At 72.1% G+C, this 21,185-nt stretch carries 21 protein-coding genes; 13 read left to right on the forward strand and 8 right to left on the reverse strand.

The window, feature by feature from the left end; genetic code table 11:
- Positions 1-105: 105 nt before the first annotated feature.
- The 13 genes from ftsY (at position 106) to OHA34_RS33050 (ending at position 13,644) form a co-directional block, all read left to right on the forward strand.
- A complete protein-coding gene (ftsY, locus tag OHA34_RS32990; RefSeq protein WP_285937411.1) occupies positions 106-1,275 on the forward strand; it encodes a signal recognition particle-docking protein FtsY in 1,170 nt (389 codons plus the stop codon).
- A gap of 257 nt (positions 1,276-1,532) precedes the next feature.
- Positions 1,533-2,873 carry an ammonium transporter gene (locus OHA34_RS32995; protein ID WP_285937410.1) on the forward strand — a complete coding sequence of 447 codons (1,341 nt, stop codon included), beginning with the start codon at positions 1,533-1,535 and terminating at the stop codon, positions 2,871-2,873.
- Entirely contained in the window at positions 2,870-3,208 is a 339-nt protein-coding gene (locus OHA34_RS33000) for a P-II family nitrogen regulator (RefSeq protein WP_285937409.1), read from the forward strand. Before OHA34_RS32995 ends, OHA34_RS33000 begins: the two co-directional genes overlap by 4 nt.
- 8 nt (positions 3,209-3,216) lie before the next feature.
- On the forward strand, positions 3,217-5,589 hold the full coding sequence (locus tag OHA34_RS33005; RefSeq protein ID WP_329519865.1) for a [protein-PII] uridylyltransferase: 2,373 nt from the start codon (positions 3,217-3,219) through the stop codon (positions 5,587-5,589).
- Positions 5,590-5,708: 119 nt separating this feature from the next.
- Entirely contained in the window at positions 5,709-7,292 is a 1,584-nt protein-coding gene (gene ffh / locus OHA34_RS33010) for a signal recognition particle protein (RefSeq protein ID WP_285937407.1), read from the forward strand.
- 447 nt (positions 7,293-7,739) lie between these two features.
- Positions 7,740-8,207: a 30S ribosomal protein S16 gene (gene rpsP / locus OHA34_RS33015; RefSeq protein WP_329519866.1), complete on the forward strand. Its 468-nt coding sequence runs from the start codon at positions 7,740-7,742 to the stop codon at positions 8,205-8,207.
- A gap of 1 nt (position 8,208) precedes the next feature.
- A complete protein-coding gene (locus OHA34_RS33020; protein ID WP_021598307.1) occupies positions 8,209-8,451 on the forward strand; it encodes an RNA-binding protein in 243 nt (80 codons plus the stop codon).
- A 146-nt stretch (positions 8,452-8,597) separates the two neighbouring features.
- Complete coding sequence (rimM, locus tag OHA34_RS33025) at positions 8,598-9,113, forward strand: ribosome maturation factor RimM (RefSeq protein ID WP_285937404.1); 516 nt, start codon at positions 8,598-8,600, stop codon at positions 9,111-9,113.
- On the forward strand, positions 9,110-9,895 hold the full coding sequence (gene trmD, locus OHA34_RS33030) for a tRNA (guanosine(37)-N1)-methyltransferase TrmD (protein WP_329519867.1): 786 nt from the start codon (positions 9,110-9,112) through the stop codon (positions 9,893-9,895). The genes rimM and trmD overlap by 4 nt, the downstream gene beginning before the upstream one ends.
- Positions 9,896-10,025: 130 nt before the next feature.
- On the forward strand, positions 10,026-10,376 hold the full coding sequence (gene rplS / locus OHA34_RS33035; RefSeq protein WP_285937402.1) for a 50S ribosomal protein L19: 351 nt from the start codon (positions 10,026-10,028) through the stop codon (positions 10,374-10,376).
- A gap of 169 nt (positions 10,377-10,545) precedes the next feature.
- The gene (gene lepB, locus OHA34_RS33040; protein WP_329519868.1) at positions 10,546-11,433 is read left to right on the forward strand and encodes a signal peptidase I; all 888 of its coding nucleotides are present in this window, start codon (positions 10,546-10,548) and stop codon (positions 11,431-11,433) included.
- 1,159 nt (positions 11,434-12,592) lie between these two features.
- Complete coding sequence (locus OHA34_RS33045) at positions 12,593-13,333, forward strand: ribonuclease HII (RefSeq protein ID WP_285937400.1); 741 nt, start codon at positions 12,593-12,595, stop codon at positions 13,331-13,333.
- The gene (locus OHA34_RS33050; RefSeq protein ID WP_285937399.1) at positions 13,330-13,644 is read left to right on the forward strand and encodes a DUF2469 domain-containing protein; all 315 of its coding nucleotides are present in this window, start codon (positions 13,330-13,332) and stop codon (positions 13,642-13,644) included. The genes OHA34_RS33045 and OHA34_RS33050 overlap by 4 nt, the downstream gene beginning before the upstream one ends.
- Here the strand turns inward: OHA34_RS33050 and dprA are convergent, their stop codons facing one another.
- From dprA to OHA34_RS33085, 8 genes are all read right to left on the reverse strand, one after another.
- Positions 13,645-14,796, reverse strand: a complete 1,152-nt coding sequence (gene dprA / locus OHA34_RS33055) for a DNA-processing protein DprA (RefSeq protein WP_329519869.1) — start codon at positions 14,794-14,796, stop codon at positions 13,645-13,647.
- A gap of 334 nt (positions 14,797-15,130) precedes the next feature.
- Positions 15,131-16,687 (reverse strand): YifB family Mg chelatase-like AAA ATPase, encoded by a 1,557-nt coding sequence (locus OHA34_RS33060; protein ID WP_329519870.1) that lies wholly within the window; start codon positions 16,685-16,687, stop codon positions 15,131-15,133.
- Positions 16,688-17,038, reverse strand: coding sequence for a YraN family protein (locus OHA34_RS33065; protein WP_329519871.1), 351 nt, complete (start codon positions 17,036-17,038; stop codon positions 16,688-16,690).
- Positions 17,039-17,154: 116 nt separating this feature from the next.
- Positions 17,155-18,606 carry a tyrosine-type recombinase/integrase gene (locus OHA34_RS33070; RefSeq protein WP_329519872.1) on the reverse strand — a complete coding sequence of 484 codons (1,452 nt, stop codon included), beginning with the start codon at positions 18,604-18,606 and terminating at the stop codon, positions 17,155-17,157.
- A complete protein-coding gene (locus tag OHA34_RS38600; protein WP_443029600.1) occupies positions 18,603-18,803 on the reverse strand; it encodes a helix-turn-helix transcriptional regulator in 201 nt (66 codons plus the stop codon). The genes OHA34_RS33070 and OHA34_RS38600 overlap by 4 nt, the downstream gene beginning before the upstream one ends.
- A 332-nt stretch (positions 18,804-19,135) precedes the next feature.
- Positions 19,136-19,462, reverse strand: a complete 327-nt coding sequence (locus tag OHA34_RS33075; RefSeq protein ID WP_329519873.1) for a DUF4282 domain-containing protein — start codon at positions 19,460-19,462, stop codon at positions 19,136-19,138.
- Positions 19,462-19,686: a hypothetical protein gene (locus OHA34_RS33080; RefSeq protein ID WP_329519874.1), complete on the reverse strand. Its 225-nt coding sequence runs from the start codon at positions 19,684-19,686 to the stop codon at positions 19,462-19,464. Before OHA34_RS33080 ends, OHA34_RS33075 begins: the two co-directional genes overlap by 1 nt.
- A complete protein-coding gene (locus tag OHA34_RS33085; protein WP_443029601.1) occupies positions 19,683-21,086 on the reverse strand; it encodes a replication initiator in 1,404 nt (467 codons plus the stop codon). The genes OHA34_RS33080 and OHA34_RS33085 overlap by 4 nt, the downstream gene beginning before the upstream one ends.
- Positions 21,087-21,185: the final 99 nt, after the last annotated feature.

Genomic DNA, 21,185 nt, shown 5'->3' on the forward strand with positions numbered 1-21,185 from the left:
CCCCGAACGCGCCCCGCGTTCCGGGACGATCACAAGACCGCGTGACCGGTGGACGAGCGGAGTGTGTTCGGCGCACCGGTGCCGGTCTGGAAAACTGGGGTGGTTATGGAATATCTGATCCTCATCGCCGGGCTGGCCGCCCTCGCCCTGATCGTCGGCGGCGTCGTGTTCCTGCGGCCCGGCCGCCGCAGGCCCCGCCCGCCCGTCGAGCCCGCCGAACGGCCCGCCGACATCCTCCCCGGCGGGGCCACCGCCGCAGGGGCCACGGATCAGGAGGCGCCCACCGCCGAACGGGCGCCGCCGGCCGCCGCGGCGACCGCCGCGCCGCCCGCGGTCGAGATCGAGCGGCCCCCGCCCGGCGCCGGCCGGCTGGTCCGGCTGCGCGCCCGGCTCGCCCGCTCCCAGAACACCTTCGGCAAGACCCTCCTCGTCCTGCTGGCGCGCGAGACGCTCGACGACGACGCGTGGGAGGAGATCGAGGACACGCTGATCACCGCCGACATGGGCGCCGCGGTGGCCCGGCAGATCACCGACGACCTGCGCACCCGGGTCCAGGTCCTCGGCACCCGCAGCCCCGCCGAGGTGCGCGGCCTGCTCAAGGAGGAGCTGGTCAAGCAGATCGGCGCCGACCTCGACCGCACGCTGCACACCGAGCCGCACGGCAACAAGCCGGCCGTCGTGATGGTCGTCGGGGTCAACGGCACCGGCAAGACCACCACCTGCGGCAAGCTGGGCCGGGTGCTGGTCGGAGACGGCCGCACCGTCCTGCTCGGCGCCGCCGACACCTTCCGCGCCGCCGCCGCCGACCAGTTGGAGACGTGGGGGTCGCGCGTCGGTGCCCAGGTCGTCCGGCGCGACGAGGGCGCCGACCCGGCCAGCGTCGCCTTCGACGCGGTGAAGCAGGGCATCGACAGCAAGGTCGACACCGTCATCGTCGACACCGCCGGCCGGCTGCACACCAAGACCGGGCTGATGGACGAGCTCGGCAAGGTCAAGCGGGTGGTCGAGAAGCAGGCCGAGGTCGACGAGGTGCTGCTGGTCCTGGACGCGACCACCGGCCAGAACGGGATGCAGCAGGCCCGCGTGTTCGCCGAGGTCGTCAACATCACCGGCGTGGTGCTGACCAAGCTCGACGGCACCGCCAAGGGCGGCATCGTCGTCCAGGTGCAGCGCGAGCTCGGCGTCCCGGTGAAGCTGGTCGGCCTGGGCGAGGGCCCCGACGACCTCGCGCCGTTCGAGCCGGAGGCCTTCGTCGAGGCGATCCTGGGCGACTGACCGCCCGTCCCACCCGTCCCGTACGTCACCGACGCCCCGCGCGCATCATGCGATGCGCGCGGGGCGTCGCTTTTGGTGAATCTTTAATTCCGGCCGTATCGGCGGCGGAATAGGCGATGTGAGGACTCGGAAACATCGTCGAAACACACCCGGGTTGGGTTTCACATAGTGGAAACGCAAGGGCCTTTCAGGTGAAACCGCCACGGAAGAGTCTCTGGAGCAGTTCAAGTTCCCTGCGAGGAGGGACTCTTCCCGAGATGAAGATCGATAGCGGTAGCACCGCCTGGATGCTGACGAGTGCCGCGCTCGTCCTGCTGATGACACCGGGCCTGGCCTTCTTCTACGGAGGCATGAGCCGGGCCAAGAGCGTGCTCAACATGATGATGATGAGCTTCGTCAGCATCGCCGTGGTGGGCATGCTCTGGGTCGTCTACGGCTATTCCCTCGCGTTCACCGGCGGCGGGCTCAGCTCGTTCATCGGCGGGTTCGGCGACTGGGGCCTGGTCGGGCTGGAGAAGGTGACGACGGCGGGCGACGGGTCCGGCATCCCGCAGCTGGTGTTCGTGGCGTTCCAGGCCACCTTCGCCATCATCACCGTCGCGCTGATCAGCGGCGCCGTGGCGGACCGTGCCAAGTTCGGGGCCTGGGTCGTGTTCACCCTGGTCTGGGTCACCCTGGTCTACATCCCGATCGCGCACTGGGTCTGGTGGTCGGACGGCAAGGACGGCGGCGCGTCCGGCTGGCTCTTCGACCTCGGGGCGCTCGACTTCGCGGGCGGCACGGTGGTGCACATCAACGCCGGCGTGGCGGCCCTGGCCCTGGTGCTGGTCCTCGGCAGGCGCAAGGGCTGGCCGAAGGACCCGATGCGCCCGCACAACCTGCCGTTCGTCCTGCTCGGTGCCGGGCTGCTGTGGTTCGGCTGGTTCGGGTTCAACGCCGGCTCGGCGCTCGGCGCCGGCGGCACCGCGGCGGTCGCCTTCATCAACACCCTGGTCGCGACCTGCGCGGCGGCCTTCGCCTGGATCGTGGTGGAGAAGCTCCGCGACGGCAGCTCCACCACGCTCGGCATCGCGTCCGGCGTGGTGGCCGGCCTGGTCGCGATCACCCCGGCCTGCGGCTTCGTCACCCCGCTCGGCGCGATCGTCATCGGCCTGGCCGCCGGCGCGGTCTGCGCGTTCGCGGTCAGCCTGAAGTACAAGCTCGGGTACGACGACTCGCTCGACGTGGTCGGCGTGCACATGGTCGGCGGCATCGTCGGCGCCCTGCTGATCGGCATCCTGGCCACCACCTCGGTGAACGACGCGGGCGCGGACGGCCTGCTGGCCGGCGGCGGGCTCGGGCTGCTCGGCAAGCAGGCGGTGGCGGTCCTGGCGACGCTCGTCTACTCCTTCGTCGTGACGTTCGTCATCGCCAAGGTCATCGACAAGGTGATGGGCTTCCGGATCAGCGAGGAGGATGAGATCACCGGCATCGACAGCGCCGCGCACGCGGAGACCGCGTACGACTTCGGCACCGTCCGCACCGGGGCGACCGCCGCGGTGCCCCCGTCCGCGCCGGTCGGCGACGGGACTCCCAAGAAGGTCGAGGCACAGGGATGAAGCTCATCACGGCGGTCATCAAGCCGTTCAAGCTCGACGAGGTCAAGACCGCTCTGGAGGCGTTCGGGGTCAGGGGCCTGACCGTCAGCGAGGCCAGCGGCTTCGGCCGGCAGAAGGGGCACACCGAGGTCTACCGGGGCGCCGAGTACAAGGTGGACCTGGTGCCCAAGCTGCGGGTCGAGGTCCTGGTCGACGACGAGGACGCCGAGGACATCATCGACGTCGTCGTCAAGGCCGCCCGCACCGACAAGATCGGTGACGGCAAGGTCTGGGCGGTCCCGGTGGAGACGGTGGTCCGCGTCCGCACCGGCGAGACCGGCCCGGAAGCCCTGTAGGGAGCGGAGTGGTCCTCGCTCACGGAACGCCCGGCCCGCCCGCCTCCGGCCGCGCCACCGGCACCACCGGCGGCGGCGCGGCCCAGGCCGCCCAGGCGGTCCGCGCGGCCCTCGCGGCGGCGCGGACCGGCCGCTCCGACGACCTCGACCGCTGGCTCACCGGCCTCCTCGCCGCGCCCGGCCTCGAGGACGTCGCGCTCGTCGCGGTGGGCGGCCACGCCCGCCGCGAGCTGACCCCCGGCGGCGACCTGGACCTGGTGCTGCTGCACCGAGGCCGGGCCGACGTCGCCGAGATCGCCGACCGCGTCTGGTACCCGGTCTGGGACTCCGGGCTGCGGCTCGACCACTCGGTCCGCACTCTGCACGAGGCCCGCACCGTCGCGCGCGGCGACATGAAGGCGGCGCTCGGCCTGCTCTCCGCCCGCCGCGTCGCCGGGGAGCACGCGCTCGTGGACGAGCTGCGCGCCGCCGTCCTGGCCGACTGGCGCGCCGACGCCCGGGTCCGCCTCGCCGAGCTGGCCCGGATGTGCCGGGCACGTTGGGAGACGCAGGGCGAGCTGGCGTTCCTCCTCGAACCCGACCTCAAGGAGGCCCACGGCGGCCTCCGCGACGTGCACGTCATGCAGGCGGTGGCCGCCTCCTGGGTGGCGTCCGCCCCGGACGAACGCGTCCGCGCCGCCCACGACCTCCTGCTGGACGTCCGGCACGTACTGCACGACGCCACCGGACGCTCGTCAGACCGCCTCGTCCTCCAGGAACAGGACGCCGTCGCGCAGGCCCTCGGCCTGCCCGACGCCAACGTGCTTCAGCGCGCCGTCACCGAGGCCGCCCGCACCATCACCTACGTCGGCGACAACCTTTGGCGGCGGGTCGAACGCTTCTGCGCGCCGCGCGTGCCGGCGGCCGTGTCCGTCCCGGCGTCGGGGGCCGCACCAGGACGGCGCGGCGTCGAGCGCAGGCCCGTCGGTGACGGCGCCGTCGAGCACGAGGGCGAGGTCGTCCTCGCCCGCGGCGCCGACCTGGACGACCCGGCGCTGGTGCTGCGGGTCGCCGCGTCCGCCGCGCAGGCCGGCCTGCCGCTCGCCCCCGCGACCGTCGACCGGCTGGCCGAACGCGCCGCGCTCCCGGCGCCGCCCTGGCCCGCCGCGGCCCGCGACGCCCTGGTGTCGCTGCTCGGCGCGGGCCCCGCCGCCATCGGCGTCTGGGAGGCCCTCGACCAGGCCGGGCTGATCGTCCGGCTGCTCCCCGAGTGGGAACGCGTCCGCAACCGGCCCCAGCGCAACCCCGTGCACCGCTTCACCGTCGACCGGCACCTCGTCGAGGCCGCCGCCGGAGCCGCCGCCCTCACCCGCGAGGTCGCCCGCCCCGACCTGCTCCTGATCGGCGCCCTGCTGCACGACATCGGCAAGGGCCATACCGGCGACCACTCCGTCAGCGGCGCCGGCGTCGCGCGCACCATGGCCGTCCGGCTCGGTTTCGAGGACGGCGACGTGCGCGTCCTCGAAACGGTCGTCCGCCGCCACCTGCTGCTCCCCGAGACCGCCACCCGCCGCGACATCGACGACCCGATGACCCTCCGCACCGTCACCGCCGCCGTCTCCGCCGTCCCAGGCCGCGCGGGCGAGACCATCGAGCTCCTCGCCGCCCTCGCGATCGCCGACGGCAGGGCCACCGGCCCCGCCGCCTGGGGAGCCTGGAAGGCGCGCCTCGTCGCCGAGCTGGCCCGGCGCGCCACCGCGGCCCTCTCCGGCGGCACGCCCCCGCCTGCGCCCGTGCTCACCCCCGGGCAGCTCGCCCTGGCCCGCCACGACGGGGGATCGGTCCGCGTCGCCGGGTCCCGCGTCACGATCTCGGCCCCCGACCGGCCCGGCCTGCTCTGGCGCGCGGCGGGCATCCTGGCCCTGCACCGCCTCGTCGTCCGGACCGCCCGGGCGGTCACCGCCCCCGGCGCCGAGACCGCCGTCCTCGACTTCACCGCCGTCCCCGAGTACGGCACCCCGCCCGACCCCGCGACCCTCGAAGCCGACCTGCGCCGCATGCTCGCCGACCGGCTCGACGTGGCCGCCCGCCTCGACCGGCGCGCGCGGGCCGTCCGGATCCGGCCGGGCGCCACCGTCCCGCCGCCCCGCGTGACGATCGTCGACGACGCGTCCAGCACCGCCACGGTCGTCGAGGTGCGCGCGCACGACCGACCCGGCCTCCTGTGGCGCATCGGCCAGGCCCTGGGCTCCTGCGGCCTCCACGTCCGCGCCGCCCAGGTCGACACGCTGGGGGCCGAGGCGGTGGACGTCTTCTACGTGGTGGACGGGACGGGCCGCCCGCTCACCGAGCCCGCCGCGCTGTCGGCCGCCCGCACCCAGGTCATGTCCGCGCTCCGCTAGGGCGCGGGCGCCGTCCGGACGGCCCGGGAGATCCGCTGTGCTCGGGCGGGCGGGACCCGGCCGTCGACCCGATAGTCTGATAGGCGATCCCAGAAGCTTTCCAAGGACGGTCCAGACACGTGTTCGAGACGCTCTCCGACCGGTTGACGACGGTCTTTTCGTCGTTGCGCAGCAAGGGCCGGCTCTCCGAGGCCGACATCAACGCGACGGCCCGCGAGATCCGTGTCGCGCTGCTCGAGGCCGACGTGGCACTGCCCGTGGTCAAGGACTTCATCGGGCAGGTCAAGGAACGCGCCCGGGGATCGGAGGTCTCCCAGGCGCTGAACCCGGCCCAGCAGGTCGTCAAGATCGTCAACGAGGAGCTCGTCAACATCCTCGGCGGCGAGACGCGCCGGGTCCGGTACGCCAAGAACCCGCCCACCGTGATCATGCTCGCGGGCCTCCAGGGCGCGGGCAAGACCACCCTGGCGGGCAAGCTCGCCAAGTGGCTCAAGGCCGAGGGGCACGCCCCGCTCCTGGTCGCGGCCGACCTCCAGCGGCCCAACGCCGTCCAGCAGCTCCAGGTCGTCGGCGAGCGCGCCGGCGTGCCGGTCTTCGCGCCCGAGCCGGGCAGCGGCGTCGGCGACCCGGTCGAGGTCTCCCGCCGCTCCATCGAGCAGGCCAAGCACGCCCAGCACGACGTGGTCGTCGTCGACACCGCCGGCCGCCTCGGCGTCGACGCCGAGATGATGCAGCAGGCCATCGACATCCGCGACGCGGTCAAGCCCGACGAGGTCCTGTTCGTCGTCGACGCCATGGTCGGCCAGGACGCGGTCAACACCGCCCAGGCGTTCATGGACGGCGTCGGCTTCGACGGCGTCGTGCTCACCAAGCTCGACGGCGACGCGCGCGGCGGCGCCGCGCTGTCGGTCCGGCACATCACCGGCCGGCCGATCATGTTCGCCTCGACCGGCGAGAAGCTCGAGGACTTCAGCGTCTTCCACCCCGACCGGATGGCCGGTCGGATCCTCGACATGGGCGACGTGCTCACCCTGATCGAGCAGGCCGAGCAGGCGTTCGACACCGCCCAGGCCGAGAAGATGACCAGCAAGTTCGCCTCGGGCGAGGACTTCACCCTCGAGGACTTCCTCGAGCAGATGATGATGATCCGCAAGCTCGGGCCGATCGGCAACCTGCTCGGCATGATGCCCGGCATGGGGCAGGTCCGCGACCAGGTCGGCCAGATCGACGACAAGGACCTGGACCGGGTCGCGGCGATCATCCGCTCGATGACCCCGCAGGAGCGCGGCAACCCCAAGATCATCAACGGCTCCCGGCGGGCCCGCATCGCGGGCGGCTCCGGCGTCACCGTCGGCGAGGTCAACAGCCTGGTCACCCGCTTCTTCGACGCGCAGAAGATGGTCCGCCAGATGGCCGGCGGCATGGGCATCCCCGGCATGCCGGGCGGTCGCCGCAAGGCCACCAAGGCGGCGAAGGCGGCCAAGGGCAAGAAGGGCAAGCAGCGCAGCGGCGACCCGCGCAAGCGCCAGGCCGGCGGCAAGCAGGCCGAGGAGCAGACCACCGCGCCCGACGCCGCCCCGAAGGGCCTCCCGCCCGGCCTGGGCGGTCCCGGCGGCCTCCCGCCGGGCCTGGGCGGCGGCCAGCTGCCCCCCGGCCTCCAGATGCCCGACCTCGGCAAGCTCCAGGGCCGCAAGAAGAAGTGACCGCGCCGCGTCCCGCCGCCGCTCTCAGCGGCGCCGGGACGCGCCCGGCACCCTGGCACGCCCGGCAAGCCCGGCACCCCCGTTCGCCACGCCGAGACGGCCCGCGGCGCGCCGCGGCGGGTCGCGCCGCACGCCACGGTGGGTGACGCCGCATGCCTCAGCGGGTGACGCCGCACGCCACGGTGGACCACGCCACGCCCCGGCGGTCCCGGCATGATCGACTCAGCGTCCACCGGACGGTCACGCAGAGAAGTCGCCGCGTGTCACCGTACGATTGCGCTTTCACCGCCATCGTCTGGCAGAATGGCAGGCTGGAAACCCCGGATTCGCCAAGGCGCCCTCTCTCGTCCTGTGCGGCCGGAGTCCATCGAGCGGCCGGTCACCGGTGTTCCCCACCTGGGTACGGCCTGCTCACCCTGTAAATGAAGTCTGGAGTACACCACTCTCGTGGCAGTCAAGATCAAGCTCAAGCGTCTGGGGAAGATCCGGAACCCGCAGTACCGGATCGTCGTCGCCGATGCCCGTACCAAGCGTGACGGCCGGGCCATCGAGGAGATCGGGCTCTACCAGCCCAAGCAGGAGCCGTCGCTCATCCAGATCGACTCCGAGCGCGCGCAGTACTGGCTGGGCGTCGGCGCGCAGCCGACCGAGCCGGTCCTCAGCCTGCTGAAGATCACCGGCGACTGGCAGAAGTTCAAGGGCGAGCCGGGCGCCGAGGGCACCCTCCGGGTGGCCGAGCCCAAGGCCGACAAGAAGGCCGTCTTCGAGGCCGCGGTCAAGGAGTCCATGGGCGACGCCCCGGCCGCCGCCCCCGCGGCCAAGGCCAAGAAGAAGGCCGAGCCGAAGAAGACCGAGGCCAAGGCCGAGGACACCGAGGCCAAGGCCGAGACCACCGAAGTCAAGAGCGAGGGCTGACGTGCTCGAAGAAGCGCTCGAGCACCTGGTCCGCGGGATCGTCGAGAACCCGGACGACGTCCGGGTTCGCGCCCGCCGGATCAGGGGCGGCCGGGTCCTGGAGGTGCGCGTGCACCCCGAGGACCTCGGCAAGGTCATCGGCCGCAGCGGTCGTACCGCCAAGGCCCTGCGCACAGTGATCAGCGCCCTCTCCGGGGGACGCTACGTGCGCGTGGACCTGCTCGACGTCAACGAGGTCCGCTGAGTGGCCCTCCGGCATCCGCAGCGATGCGGGGAGTGCCGGGGGACCCTCCGGCGTGGGACGGCCCGGCGGCCGCGGCGACGCGGCCCCGGCCCGGCAGCCCGTACCGGGGGACCCCTGGGCGACCGGCGATTGACGGAGCAGACCCGATGAGCGAGCCCCTCGTGGTGGGCCGGATCGGCCGGCCGCACGGGATCCGCGGTGAGAACACGATCGACGTCCGCACGGACGATCCCGAGGCCCGGTTCGCGCCGGGAACCTCGCTCACCACCGACCCGGCGGCCACCGGCCCGCTCACCATCGAGCGTGCTCGCTGGCATTCGGGGCGCCTGCTCGTGCGCTTCGCCGGGGTCGACGACCGCACCGCCGCGGAGGAGCTCCGCGGCACGTGGCTCGTCGTCGACCCCACCGACATCCCCTCGACCGACGACCCCGACGACTACCACGACCAGGAACTGGTCGGGCTCGCCGTGGTCACCGCCGAGGGCGCCGAGGTCGGCACGATCACCGAGATCCTGCACCACGGCCAGGACCTCCTGGTCGTGCGCCGGACCGGCGGGGACGATGTGCTGGTGCCTTTCGTGGCCGCGCTCGTCCCCGAGGTGGACGTTCCCGGGGGGCGGCTCGTCATCGACCCGCCCCCCGGGCTCCTCGGCGAATCATGAGAATCGACATCGTCTCGATCTTCCCGGAGTACTTCGCTCCGCTGGAGGTCTCCCTGCTGGGCAAGGCCCGCCGCAACGGGCTGCTCGACGTCCACCTGCACGATCTGCGGGAATGGGCGCACGACCGGCACCGCACGGTCGACGACACCCCGTACGGCGGCGGCCCCGGCATGGTGATGAAGCCCGAGCCGTGGGGCGAGGCCCTTGACACCCTCGCGCCCGCCGGCGGCGAGGTCCCCCGCCTGGTCGTGCCGACCCCCAGCGGGCGGCCGTTCACCCAGGCCCTCGCGACCCAGTACGCGGCCGAGCCCCGGCTGCTCTTCGCCTGCGGTCGCTACGAGGGGATCGACTCCCGGGTGGTCGAGGAGGCCCGTACCAGGATGCCGGTCGACGAGGTCAGCCTCGGCGACTTCGTGCTCGCCGGCGGCGAGGTCGCGGTGCTGGTCATGGTCGAGGCCGTCGGACGGCTGCTCCCGGGGGTGCTCGGCAACGCCGACTCGGTCGCCGACGACTCGTTCGCCCCCGGCGCGATGGAGTCCCTCCTCGAGGGGCCCGTCTACACCAAGCCACCGGTCTGGCGCGAACGTCCAATTCCGGACATCCTGCTCTCGGGGCACCACGGGGCGATCGCCCGCTGGCGGCGCGACGAGGCGCTCCGCCGCACCGCGCGCAACCGCCCCGAACTGCTCGCCCGCCTTGATCCGGACGCCCTCGACGCACATGACCGGAAGGTCCTCGCCGAGGCCGGTTTTCCGGTGCGCGGCGAAGATATGGCACACTGAGACGGCGCCGTGTGCCCATACACGCGGCGCCACGGCTTCCAAGAAGATCCACTTCGCGCGGCGCGACGCCCCCACTCTTGTTCCACGGGGCCTCTCGATGTCCGCGTTCGACCCATGAGGAACAGCTGTCATGCACACCCTGATCCAGGAGATCGAGAAGGCCGCGATGCGTGCCGACGTTCCGGACTTCCGTCCGGGCGACACGCTCAAGGTGCACGTCCGCGTCACCGAAGGCACCCGGAGCCGGATCCAGGTCTTCCAGGGCGTGGTGATCCGGCGGCAGGGCGGTGGCGCCCGCGAGACCTTCACCGTCCGCAAGGTCAGCTACAGCGTCGGCGTCGAGCGCACCTTCCCGCTCAACAGCCCCTCGATCGACAAGATCGAGGTCGTGACCCGCGGCGACGTCCGCCGGGCCAAGCTCTACTACCTGCGCAACCTGCGCGGCAAGGCCGCCCGCATCAAGGAGAAGCGCGACTTCTGAGCCAGCGGCTCGTGCGACGCCCCGGAACCCTTCGAGGTCTCCGGGGCGTTGCCCGTTTCGGGCAGGGTTGCTCGGGGCTCCGTCGGGCGACACGCCCGCGCGCGGGGTGCTGGGGCCGCGTCGCCGATAGGCTTTCGCTCTGATGACTGACGAGGACGATCGGAGAGACGTGCGTTCCGAAGCCGAGGGCGCGGTGCCCGAAGAGAAGCAGACCGTGACCTCCGGCGAGGAGACGGCCGACACCTCCGACGACGAATCCGGGCGCAAGAAGAAGAAGCAGGGCTCCTTCTGGAAAGAGCTGCCCATCCTGATCGGGGTGGCGCTCGTCCTGGCCCTGGTCATCAAGGCGTTCGCCGTGCAGGCGTTCTACATCCCGTCGGGATCCATGGAGAACACCCTCCAGGTCGGCGACCGCGTCCTCGTCAACAAGATCGTCTACCACACCCGCGACATCGCCCGCGGCGACACCGTCGTCTTCAACGGACTCGACTCCTGGGACCCCGAGATGGAGGTCAAGGAGCCCACCAACCCCGTCTCCAAGGTCCTGAGGGCCGTCGGTAGCGCCTTCGGTGTGGCCCCCAACGAGAAGGACTACATCAAGCGGGTCATCGGCATCCCCGGCGACCGCGTGGCGTGCTGCGACGCCAAGGGCCGGGTCACCGTCAACGGCGTCGCCCTCGACGAGGACGCCTACCTGTTCACTGACCCGGTCACCCACGAGCGGAACAGGCCCTCCAACGACCCCTTCAACGTGGTCGTCAAGCCGGGCCAGCTCTGGGTGATGGGCGACCACCGCGAGCTGTCCTACGACTCCCGCTCCCACCGCGGCGACCCGGGCGGCGGCACCATCCCGATCAACCGCGTGATCGGCCGCGCCTTCGTCATCGTGTGGCCGCTCAACCGCGTCGGCACCCTGCCCATCCCCAAGACCTACAAGCAGCCCGCTCTGAAGGCCGCCGCCGCGCTGGCCCCGGCCACCCCGGTCGCACTGGGCCTGGTGGGCGCCGTCCCGCTCACCTACCTGACCCGCCGCCTCCGTCTCCGCCGCACCGCCTGACCGCCTGACCGCCTGACCGCCTGGCGGCCTGACCGCCCAAGCCCACCCACCACCCCGGTCCGGTGCGGCATCCCGCTCCGGTCGGCGCCCTGGCCCGGTCAGCCCTTCGCCCGGTCGACATCTCAGCCCGCCCGGTGCCCTGGTCCGGTCGGCGTCCCGGCCTGTCCGGCCCGACCGGATTCTCAGCCCGCCCAGCGCCGCGGTTCAGGCTGCGCCGCGGCCTGACCGGATTCCCAGCCCGCCCGGCTCCGCTGTCTGGTGGCGCCCCGGCCTGACCGGATTCCCAGCCGGCCCAGCGCCGCGGTTCAGTCTGCGCCGTGGCCTGACCGGATTCCCAGCCGGCCCGGCTCCGCTGGCTGATCGGGGCCCTGGCCCGACGGCATCCCGGCCTGATCGGGGCCCTGGTCCGGCCGGCGTCCCGGCCTGTCCGGCCCGCCGGTTCGGTCGGCGCTCCAGAACGCCTCGACCGACTTCGTGGGGTCACGGTGCGCATCAGCTCGAGTCGCCTGCCAGGCAGCCCGCAGCAGCCCATGATCTCGCTACTAGGGCGACCCGCTTGGCAGCCGCAAACGATCAAGCGGTCTCCGAAGCCCGCCCAGAGCCGCTGCACCGCTGGAACCCGCCCACCTGTCCCCGGCTGTAGTCGCTGCCGTCGGGGTCGATCAGGTCGTTGACGATCATCCCGAGCGCACCTGCCCATGGCCGCCGGACGTGGGGCATACGCGCCTCGCTGACGGGGCGACGCCTGGGCGAACCGCGTCAACTCTTCCGTTGACCGCCTCGCCCTGCGTGGGGCGCGTTGGGGCATCGCCATCGGGGTTCGCCCGCCGGGCCCGGCCGGCGGGCCTTGGTCGGCTTCCGGTGCGTGAACGGCCAGGGGTCGGCAAGATCGAGGCAATGCCGAGTTCAAGTGGGGTGGCGCGGCTCTGATCGTTGAGGGCGACACGGTCGGCTGGGGGAGGGGAAGCCTTGGTGCGCGCGGGCGTTTCGGTTGACTTGCTTGAAGGTGAGGGGATTTGGGCGTGATGGATTCGACCTTGAGCGCTGCCTGGTCGGGGGTGCGGCGGAGGGCGACGGGGCGGGCCGCCGGGCGGGAACATGCCCGAAACGGTGGTATTCGGGGAGCGTGACATGGTTCTGGCGACGTACCCTGCGGAACATGATGGGTCGTCCACTTCGCTTCACGCCGCGACGCGACGCCGGGCTGCACGCTTACGAGCGGGCCTTGGAGCACGGTGGGTTCAGCCCCGTGGCCGGCGTCGACGAGGCGGGACGCGGGGCCTGCGCGGGGCCGCTGGTCGTCGGTGCGGTGATCCTTCAGGGCGGGCGGAGTGGACGGATCGAGGGCCTGGCCGACTCCAAGCTCCTGACCCCGGCGCGCCGCGAGGAGCTGTACGCGGAGATCGTCGAGCGTGCCGAGGCGTGGAGCGTCGTCGTCGTCCCGTGCCACGACATCGACCGGATGGGCGTGCACCGGTGCAATATCACCGGGATGCGGCGGGCCCTCGCCGCGCTGGAGCGGCGGCCCGCATACGTGCTGAGCGACGGGTTCGCGGTGCCCGGCCTGGAGGTGCCGGCACTCGCGGTGATCAAGGGTGATCAGGTGGCCGCGTGCATGGCCGCCGCGTCCATCGTGGCCAAGGTCACCCGGGACCGGATCATGACCGAGTTGCACGAGCGCTATCCGGACTACGGCTTCGACGTGCACAAGGGCTACGTGACACGCGCTCACAGCGCGGCGCTGAAGGCGCATGGACCATGTGCGGAGCATCGGTTCTCCTACGTCAACGTGGGGCGGGCCTTGCGTAAGAATGGTGAGGTGGCCTTGGGGGAGGGGACCGGGGAACTGCCCGAACCGGGGGTTCCCGGCGATGGCCGGACGGAAGGGGCACGAGCGTGAGCGCCGAGGATCTCGAGAAGTACGAGACCGAGATGGAGCTTCAGCTCTATCGCGAGTACCGCGACGTCGTCGGGCTGTTCACCTACGTCGTGGAGACCGAGCGGAGGTTCTACCTCACCAATTCGGTCGATCTACAGGTTCGCAGCGCGGACAACGGCGAGGTCTTCTTCGAGGTCACGATGCAGGACGCCTGGGTCTGGGACATGTACCGCCCGGCGCGCTTCGTCAAGAACGTCCGGGTCGTCACGTTCAAGGACGTTAACGTCGAGGAACTCGCCAAGAGCGACTTCGAGCTGCCCTCCGAGCAGTGATCACCTCCGCTGTTTCGCGGTCGTGGTGAGACGCCAGCCGCCCCGATCCCGTTCGACGAAGCCGGCGGCGGCCAGCAGTCCGATCTTGCCGTTGGCCGCTGCCAGGTCGAGGCCGGCCTTGGCGGCGAGCTGGGCGGGCCCCGCCGCGCCCCGGGCCGGGAACGCCTCCAGCACCGAGCGGGTCGCCGGTTCGAGGCGGTCGCGGGGGAGCACCGGGGTGTGCGGTTCGGGCGCGAGGTCGGCGCCGAACCGGCCGACCGCCTCGATCACCTCCTCGGGACGGGCGACCAGGATGGCGCCCTCGTCGCGGAGGAGCCGGTGGCAGCCCACCGATGTGCGGGCCTCGACCGGGCCGGGCACCGCCATCACCGTGCGGCCGAGCTTGCGGGCCCAGGTCGCGGTGCTGAGCGCGCCGCTGCGGTACTCGGCCTCGACGACGACGGTGCCGCGGGACAGGGCCGCGATGACCCGGTTCCTGACGAGGAAGCGCAGCCGCTGGGGCGGGCTGCCGGGCGGCGACTCGCTCACCAGCAGCGAGCGGCGCGCCATCTCGGCGAACAGGCCGTCGTTGGCCGCCGGATAGGGGACGTCGACGCCGTTGGCGAAGATCGCGATGGTCGGGCCGTCGGCGGCCAGCGCTCCCCGGTGCGCGGCGGCGTCGATGCCCAGCGCGCCCCCGGAGATCACGGTCCAGCCCTGTGCGGCCAGATCGGCGGCGAACTCCGCGGCGATCCGGAGACCGTACGGGGACGCCGCCCGGGAGCCGACCATCGCCACCGACCGCAGGCAGCCGTAGCGGAGGTCGCCGGGACCGCGCAGCCAGAGTGCGTACGGCTTCTGCGGGCCCAGATCGTCGAGCGTGGTCGGCCACTCGGGATCGCCGGGACAGACCAGGCGCCCGCCCAGGCGTTCACAGACGGCGAGGTCCTGCTCGGGATCGGCCGTCGTCAGACGGATCCGCCAGCGGTCGAGGCGCCGCGCGCAGCGCTGTAATTCCTCGTCCGTGGAGACGAGACCGTCGGGAACCCTGGCGGCGCGGACCGCCCGCAGGGCCCCGTCCGCTCCCTCGTGATCGATGAGCCGGTTCAGCAGGGTCTCACCCGGCTCCGCCGCCGCGCACAGCGCGGCACGCGCCTCCCTCTCGTCGGTCATGGGTTCGGCCCTTTCGTCGAAGGCGATGCGTCCGCGCCGCTGAGCCGGTTTCGCGGTGCTCTGGCGGACGAGGAACGTGGATGGGTGCTCGGGGACGACTGCCTCCCGATCCGTGCGGCCGAAGGCTGAGAGGCGGGCCGAGTCGGAACGGGGCGCTGAGAACCCCGTTGGTGTTCGGTATCGCGTCCGGTCGGCCGGTCGGCCTTCTGCTGCGTGCCGGAGAGGTCCGGTGGCGCAGGACCGTCGTGTCGTGGAGTCGGTCGGGCTCGATGTGGTCGGCGGGTGCGGATCTCTGGGTTGGGAGGGATGGGCTCGGCGGGTGAGGGGAGTGCGGTCATGGGCGACGTCCACTCCACAGGGCCAGGGCGCCGCCGATGTCGTCGGTGCCGGGCTCGTCGCGGCCGGACAGGTCGGCGATGGTCCAGGCCACGCGGAGGACGCGGTCGAGACCGCGGGCACTCAGCGTGCCCAACTGGAGGGCGTCGTCGGCGGCGCGCATGGCCTCGGGCGGGGGCGTGAAGCGGCGCCGCAGTTCTGGGCCGGGGATCTCGGAGTTGGACCGCCAGGGCGTGTCGCCCAGGCGTTTGAGCGTGCGCTCCCTGGCCAGCAGGACCCGCTCGGCGACGAGCCGGCTGGCCTCGGCGAACTCCAGGTCGTAGCGCAACTCGGCCCGGCTGGCCGGGCTCAGCTCCAGCTTCAGGTCGATGCGGTCGAGGAGCGGGCCGGAGATGCGGGCCAGATATCTGCGCCGGAGCGCCGGAGCGCACGAGCAGTCGACCTGCTTGGCCGCCGCGCACGGGCAGGGATTGGCGGCGAGGACGAGGGTGAACCTGGCCGGGAAGCACGCGGTGCCCTCGGCCCGGGAGATGCGCACCTCGCCCTCTTCGAGGGGCTGGCGGAGGGCGTCCAGGGTTCCGCCGACGAACTCAGGAGCCTCGTCCAGGAAGAGGATGCCTCGATGTGCCAGGGAGACGGCGCCGGGTTGCAGCAGGCGGCCCGACCCGCCGCCGACCATCGCCGCCCGGGTGGCGGTGTGGTGCGGTGCGTAGAACGGCGGCCTTGTGATCAGCGGCTGGCCCGGCGGGAGGGTGCCCGCGACCGAGTGGATCGCCGTCACCTCGAGCGCCGAGTCGGGTTCGAGCGGGGGCATCAGCGTCGGCAGGCGCTCGGCCAGCATCGTCTTCCCGCAGCCCGGCGGGCCGGAGAAGAAGAGATGGTGGCCTCCCGCCGCGCTGATCTCCAGCGCGCGGCGGGCCTCGGCCTGGCCACGCACATCGGCCAGGTCGAGCCCGGTTCGCCGGTCCGGGCGCCGGATGGTGAGCCCGTCGGACGGGGCGGTCGGGGGCGGGTGGTCTTCGTCGGCCTCCTGAGGGGGCGGTTCGTCGCGGAGGATGCACAGCAGGCCGCGCAGCGTTCCCGCGGAGATCACCTCCATGTCCGGGACCAGTTCGGCCTCGGCCGCGTTGGCGCGGGGCACGACGACGGTGCGGCAGCCCGCGTTGGCGGCGGCGAGCACGGCGGGCAGGACGCCGGGGATGGCGCGGATCCGCCCGTCCAGGCCGAGTTCGCCGATCAGCACCAGCCCGGCGCAGGAGCGCGGCGGCACCGCCTCGGCGGCGGCCAGCAGCGCGACCGCGATCGCGCAGTCGAACGTCGAGCCCCGCTTGGGCAGACTGGCGGGGAACAGGGAAACAGTGACGTGCCGGTTAGGCCAGTCCTCCCCCGAGTTGTAGATGGCGGCCCGCACCCGGTCGCGGGCCTCGCTGAGCGCGGCGTCGGGCAGGCCCACCAGATGCAGGCCGGGCACGCCGCTGGTGATGGCCGCCTCCACGTCCACCACGAAGCCGTCCACGCCGACCAGGGACACCGAACGGGTCTTGGCGAGGGTCATTCAGCACACCTCCCGGTGGTGCTCGAGGAGGAACCCGCCGTCGACGGTGAGCAGACCGATCACGTCCACCCGGAGCTCGCCCCGGACGCCGTGGGCCGCGGCCCAGCGCCAGGCCAGCCGCCGTAAGCGGGCGGCCTTGCCGGCGTTGATCGCTTCGAGCGGCCCGCCGTAGGCGGTGGAGCTGCGGGTCTTGACCTCGCAGACGACGTGCCGCCGCCCGTCGTGGGCGACGATGTCGATCTCGCCCTCCCGGCACCTCCAGTTGCGCGCCAGGACGGTCCAGCCGATCCGGTCCAGGTAGCCGACCGCCGCGTCCTCGCCGCGCCGCCCCAGGCTGATGTTGGCGTTCATGCGCCTCACCTCCGGTCTTCGACGGTGCCGGGTCGGCGGTGAGAGCACCAGGCGAACGGCGTTCTGTGGAAAACGTTCAGCGCGTTTTGATCATGGTCTGAACTGCGGAGACGCGGTCATGCGGTCCCATGGCCCTCGTTTTGGCCCGTGTCTGGCCCAGCGCCGGGGTTTTCGCAGGTCAGCGCGTCGAGGTTCGCGAGGGCGGCGTCAACGGCAGCGTTGGCCGCATCTTCCATTCCGTCGAACCAGTGCGCGTAGGTGGTGTAGAGCATTTGGACGGAGTGGCCCAGACGCCGCGCTACCTCGGTTGCCGGGACGCCGCTGGCGAGCAGCAGGGAGGCGTTTCCGTGCCGCAGGTCATAGGGGCGGTCAGCGAGCTTGGAGGCCCTGTCAGGGCCGCTCAGGCCCAGGACGCGGGCACGTTGCCAGACGCGCCGGTAGGTCTGTCCGGTGACGGGTGCGAACGTCTCGGCGTTCTCCCAGAACAGCCGACCGTCGGGCGCGGTTCCGTAGCGTTCGATGTGGGTGCGCAGGGAGGCCACCAGGACGGGCGGGATCGGGACCGGCCGGACCTCACCGGGTGCCCGATGCTTGAGTTCCCGTTCCCGATGGCGGGCCCCGTCATCGGTCCACGCCGCAGCGACCTCCGGGCGGTTGCCCGCCAGCAGCAGTGACCCCCAGCCGGTAGGGGGCAGGCTGCAATCGTGTTCGTGGAGCGCCCGCGCCTCACCCGGCCGGGTACCGGCGTAGTACAGGACATCGAAGAACGCCGCCAGGTGACCGCCGCCCCGGACATCACTCACGGCCGCCAGCACCGCGCGCGCTTGGGCGAGCGAGGGGACCCGCCGGGGGTCGATTGCGTCACTGGCCCGCCGCCGCTTGGTCTTGACGCCGGTCAGCGGGTTGCCGCTCAGAAGCCCTCGTTCATCGGCGTAGTCCAGCAGCGCATGCAGCACCGCCCGCCGGTTGCGCATGCTGGTGTGCGCCAGCCGCTCACCGTCCAGCCGCAGCGCCAGCGCCCCCAGCAGCTCACGCAGCGCCGCCCGATCCTCCAGAGCCGTGACCGGACGGGAGACCGCCGCCAGCCACGCCAGCGCCGCCCGGATGTCGTCGGGCATGTCGCAGATCTGGCCGTCTGGGGACGCCCACGCGCCAGGGCGGAGCGCGTACATCGACAGCGCCCGCCGGAGCGTCTTCTCTTCCGGCCGCCCGCGCTTGGCCTTCTTTCCCTCCAGCGTCGCCAGCACGATCGGGACCAGCGACCGCACCAGCGCCGCCCGGGTGTTGTCGGACGCCTCCGCCCACCGCATCGCGACGAACGCCCGAGCATGCGAGTACACCGTCTCCGCCGACCGGGCCCAGGAGACCGGTTCACCCGTGGTCAGGCTGAACACCTCACCCTCACGGGCAGCCCCCACCAGCGACGACCGGTAGGTCTCCGCCAACGCTTTGGTGAGGTAGGACCGGCTGAAAGCAGCGGCATCCACGCGCCACCGCACCTCGTACGGCTTGCGCCTATTCGCGCGCTTGCGGATCTGCCAGAATTGAATGTCTTGCGCCTTGATCATCGAGGGGAGCCTTCCTGGTCGATTTCGAGCGCCTGTAGCCATTCTACGAAATCCGTACGCCGAATTCTCAGCTCACTATTAGGCAACCGAAACGCTTTAGGGCCCCGGCCAGTCGCCAGCCATCGATACACCGTGGAACGACCTACATGCAGCTCAGACGCTAGATCACGCACTGACATGACATCAATGGAGGTCATCGAGTACCACCCCAGAAATTGCAGCCACGGGCCACCTGCGGGCCAGCAAGAAATGCATCAACGAAAGATGATCAGTCGACCGCAAGCGGACAATTTATGTCCCACAATTGCCACATGCAGCCCTTGACATTAATTAACTGGAATGCATGGGGTTGCGGCAGGCGACCGCCCGCCACCCCGACCGACCGCCTTCGGGGCGGGCCAATGCGATATCCGCGCGCTCCCCCGCTTGGCCGACCTACAACCATCGGTGCCGCTTCGCGGCGCTCCCGCCGTGCGACCCGGTCCGGGGACACAACGCGCCGTCCCGCACGCCATGCCCCCGGACACGATCACCGCTCGTCCCGCCCCGCCCGTAGCGCAGGACGCTGCACCGGGCGCCCCCGGGTGAAGGCCATCAGGATCCATTCGCACGTCACCCGGAGCAGGAGGACTCCGAGGGCACCAGCCGCGATCACCACGGGCGAGTACAGCCACCAGCCCGCGCCCATCCAGGCTGCGAATCCCCAGATGAGCAGCAGACCCGCCAGCGTCCAGCACACCACCAGCACGACCCCCGCCGCATACACCCAGCCGATCAGCCGAGGCGTGATCAGCCGCCGGAACCGCAGATCCAGCAGCCCACCCAGCACACTCCGGCTCTGATACGGACCGCCCATCACAGCCCCCACCAGTCGCATGCCCCAGCCAGCAGCAGCACCGGCGCCACCACCAGCAGCACGAAGCCGACCACTGTCCAGAAGAAGCGCGGGTAGCGCTCACGCAGGGGCGTCCGGAACCGCAGCGTGATCCTCTGCCCGCCCCCGCCACCACCGCGCGCCACCGACCGCAGCAGATACCGCAGCAGCACCAGCGCGAGCACGATCCCCGCAACCCCGCTCACCACAGATCACCCGCCCGCGCCACCGTGACCAGGTCCTCCGCATCCCGCATCGCCGCATGATCACGAGCCAACGTCGCCGCCAGGTCCGCATCACCCAGCCGCGCCCACCCCGACGCCACGAACCGCCAGTCACGCACGACCACCGTGCCCTCATCCTGGCCAGCCCACGGATCCGCCGCCCCCACCCGCTCCGCACGCTCACGCGCCCGCCAAGCCCGCCGCACCCCACGCAGCGTTCCCAACGTCACCGAGTACGAACGGCTTTTGGTCGCGAAGTGGCCCCGGAACCCGAGCATGTGAACGTGCTCCGCCAACCGCAGCCCCGCACACTCCGGCGTGCGTGACAGCCTCAGGCACGCCAGCACCAGAAGCATGGTGTGCGGGTTGTCCACCCGCCGAGAGATACGCCCTACCTCGCGGCGTCCGAACCGGCGCGGCGGAAGCCCCGACAAGACGTCTCCGGCGGTCTTGGTCGCGTACTTGGCCAAATAGCTCGCCGCCCGCGCCGGGTCCGCGATCGGTGCCACGTCGAGTTGCTCACCCCAGCGCGCGACCCGCCCACCGACCGGCAACGACACGGCCACCCGCCCAGCCGCATCCCTGATCGCGTCCTCCAGCAACGCCGAATCAGCCCACGCCGGAGGCGCCGCCACCCCCTCACCGGCCACCCCATCCAGCCGAACCACCGCGTGCAGGTGCACCGCCCCGCGCCGCTGGAACTCCGCCACCTTGACGAAGGACACGCGGAGCTGCTCCCGGACCGTGCGGACCGTGATCGGTATACCGCTCCGGGCACTGCCCAGCCGCGCCAGCGCCCGGTAGGTGTAGATGACCGTCCGGCGCCACAGCTCAGGCACCGCCGAATGCCACAGCACGTGACCGCTGTAGTCGTAACAGTCCCAGCACAACGGACGCCCGACCAGCCGCTCACCGTCCCCATGCCGCTCATCGCACCACGCCCGCATCGCGTGCTCGCAGACCAGCGGCCCGACCCGCTTACGGCACGGCCGCGCCCCAGCCCGATGCACCGCCCCAAACGACGGCGCCGTGAGCGTCGCCAAGACCACCGGATGCCCCGCCACCGAATCCGGCACCGCATCCGGCCCGCCCGGAACCGACGGCGCACGCCCCCGCAGGCCCGCCGCCACCACATGCCAGGTATCCCGCCGATACCGCTCCGCACACGCAGGACACACCGCCGCCCGCCGATCCCCGCACGCCAACAGCAGCACCCCGTCAGGCTCACCAGCCGTGGAGTACTCCGCCCGCACCTCACCCGTACGCCCGTCCACCGCCGCCGCGCCACCACGCACCCGCACCGGACGCGAGCAATGCCCCGCATGCTCAACCTGCCGAGCCCACGCCCGCCAACCCGACTCGGACCCGACCCGCGCCAGCATCCCTGCCAGCACACCCCCCACACCCGCAGCCCTCGAAACCCGCACGGGCGACGCCGCCGGCAGAACGGGGCCCCTCCGGGGTGACCTCCGGTCATTCAG

It is taken from the genome of Spirillospora sp. NBC_01491 (assembly GCF_036227065.1).
Classification (GTDB): Bacteria; Actinomycetota; Actinomycetes; order Streptosporangiales; family Streptosporangiaceae; genus Spirillospora; species Spirillospora xylanilytica.

Bases quoted from the DNA above. Each gene is read 5' to 3' on its own strand.
- OHA34_RS33060 (WP_329519870.1), bottom strand. From the start codon at position 16,687: ATGACCCTCGCCAAGACCCGTTCGGTGTCCCTGGTCGGCGTGGACGGC.
- OHA34_RS33000 (WP_285937409.1), top strand. From the start codon at position 2,870: ATGAAGCTCATCACGGCGGTCATCAAGCCGTTCAAGCTCGACGAGGTC.
- trmD (WP_329519867.1), top strand. From the start codon at position 9,110: ATGAGAATCGACATCGTCTCGATCTTCCCGGAGTACTTCGCTCCGCTG.
- dprA (WP_329519869.1), bottom strand. From the start codon at position 14,796: ATGACCGACGAGAGGGAGGCGCGTGCCGCGCTGTGCGCGGCGGCGGAG.
- OHA34_RS33065 (WP_329519871.1), bottom strand. From the start codon at position 17,038: ATGAACGCCAACATCAGCCTGGGGCGGCGCGGCGAGGACGCGGCGGTC.
- OHA34_RS33085 (WP_443029601.1), bottom strand. From the start codon at position 21,086: ATGCTGGCGCGGGTCGGGTCCGAGTCGGGTTGGCGGGCGTGGGCTCGG.
- rimM (WP_285937404.1), top strand. From the start codon at position 8,598: ATGAGCGAGCCCCTCGTGGTGGGCCGGATCGGCCGGCCGCACGGGATC.
- OHA34_RS32995 (WP_285937410.1), top strand. From the start codon at position 1,533: ATGAAGATCGATAGCGGTAGCACCGCCTGGATGCTGACGAGTGCCGCG.
- OHA34_RS38600 (WP_443029600.1), bottom strand. From the start codon at position 18,803: ATGACCTCCATTGATGTCATGTCAGTGCGTGATCTAGCGTCTGAGCTG.
- OHA34_RS33075 (WP_329519873.1), bottom strand. From the start codon at position 19,462: ATGGGCGGTCCGTATCAGAGCCGGAGTGTGCTGGGTGGGCTGCTGGAT.
- OHA34_RS33045 (WP_285937400.1), top strand. From the start codon at position 12,593: ATGATGGGTCGTCCACTTCGCTTCACGCCGCGACGCGACGCCGGGCTG.
- OHA34_RS33070 (WP_329519872.1), bottom strand. From the start codon at position 18,606: ATGATCAAGGCGCAAGACATTCAATTCTGGCAGATCCGCAAGCGCGCG.
- ftsY (WP_285937411.1), top strand. From the start codon at position 106: ATGGAATATCTGATCCTCATCGCCGGGCTGGCCGCCCTCGCCCTGATC.
- rplS (WP_285937402.1), top strand. From the start codon at position 10,026: ATGCACACCCTGATCCAGGAGATCGAGAAGGCCGCGATGCGTGCCGAC.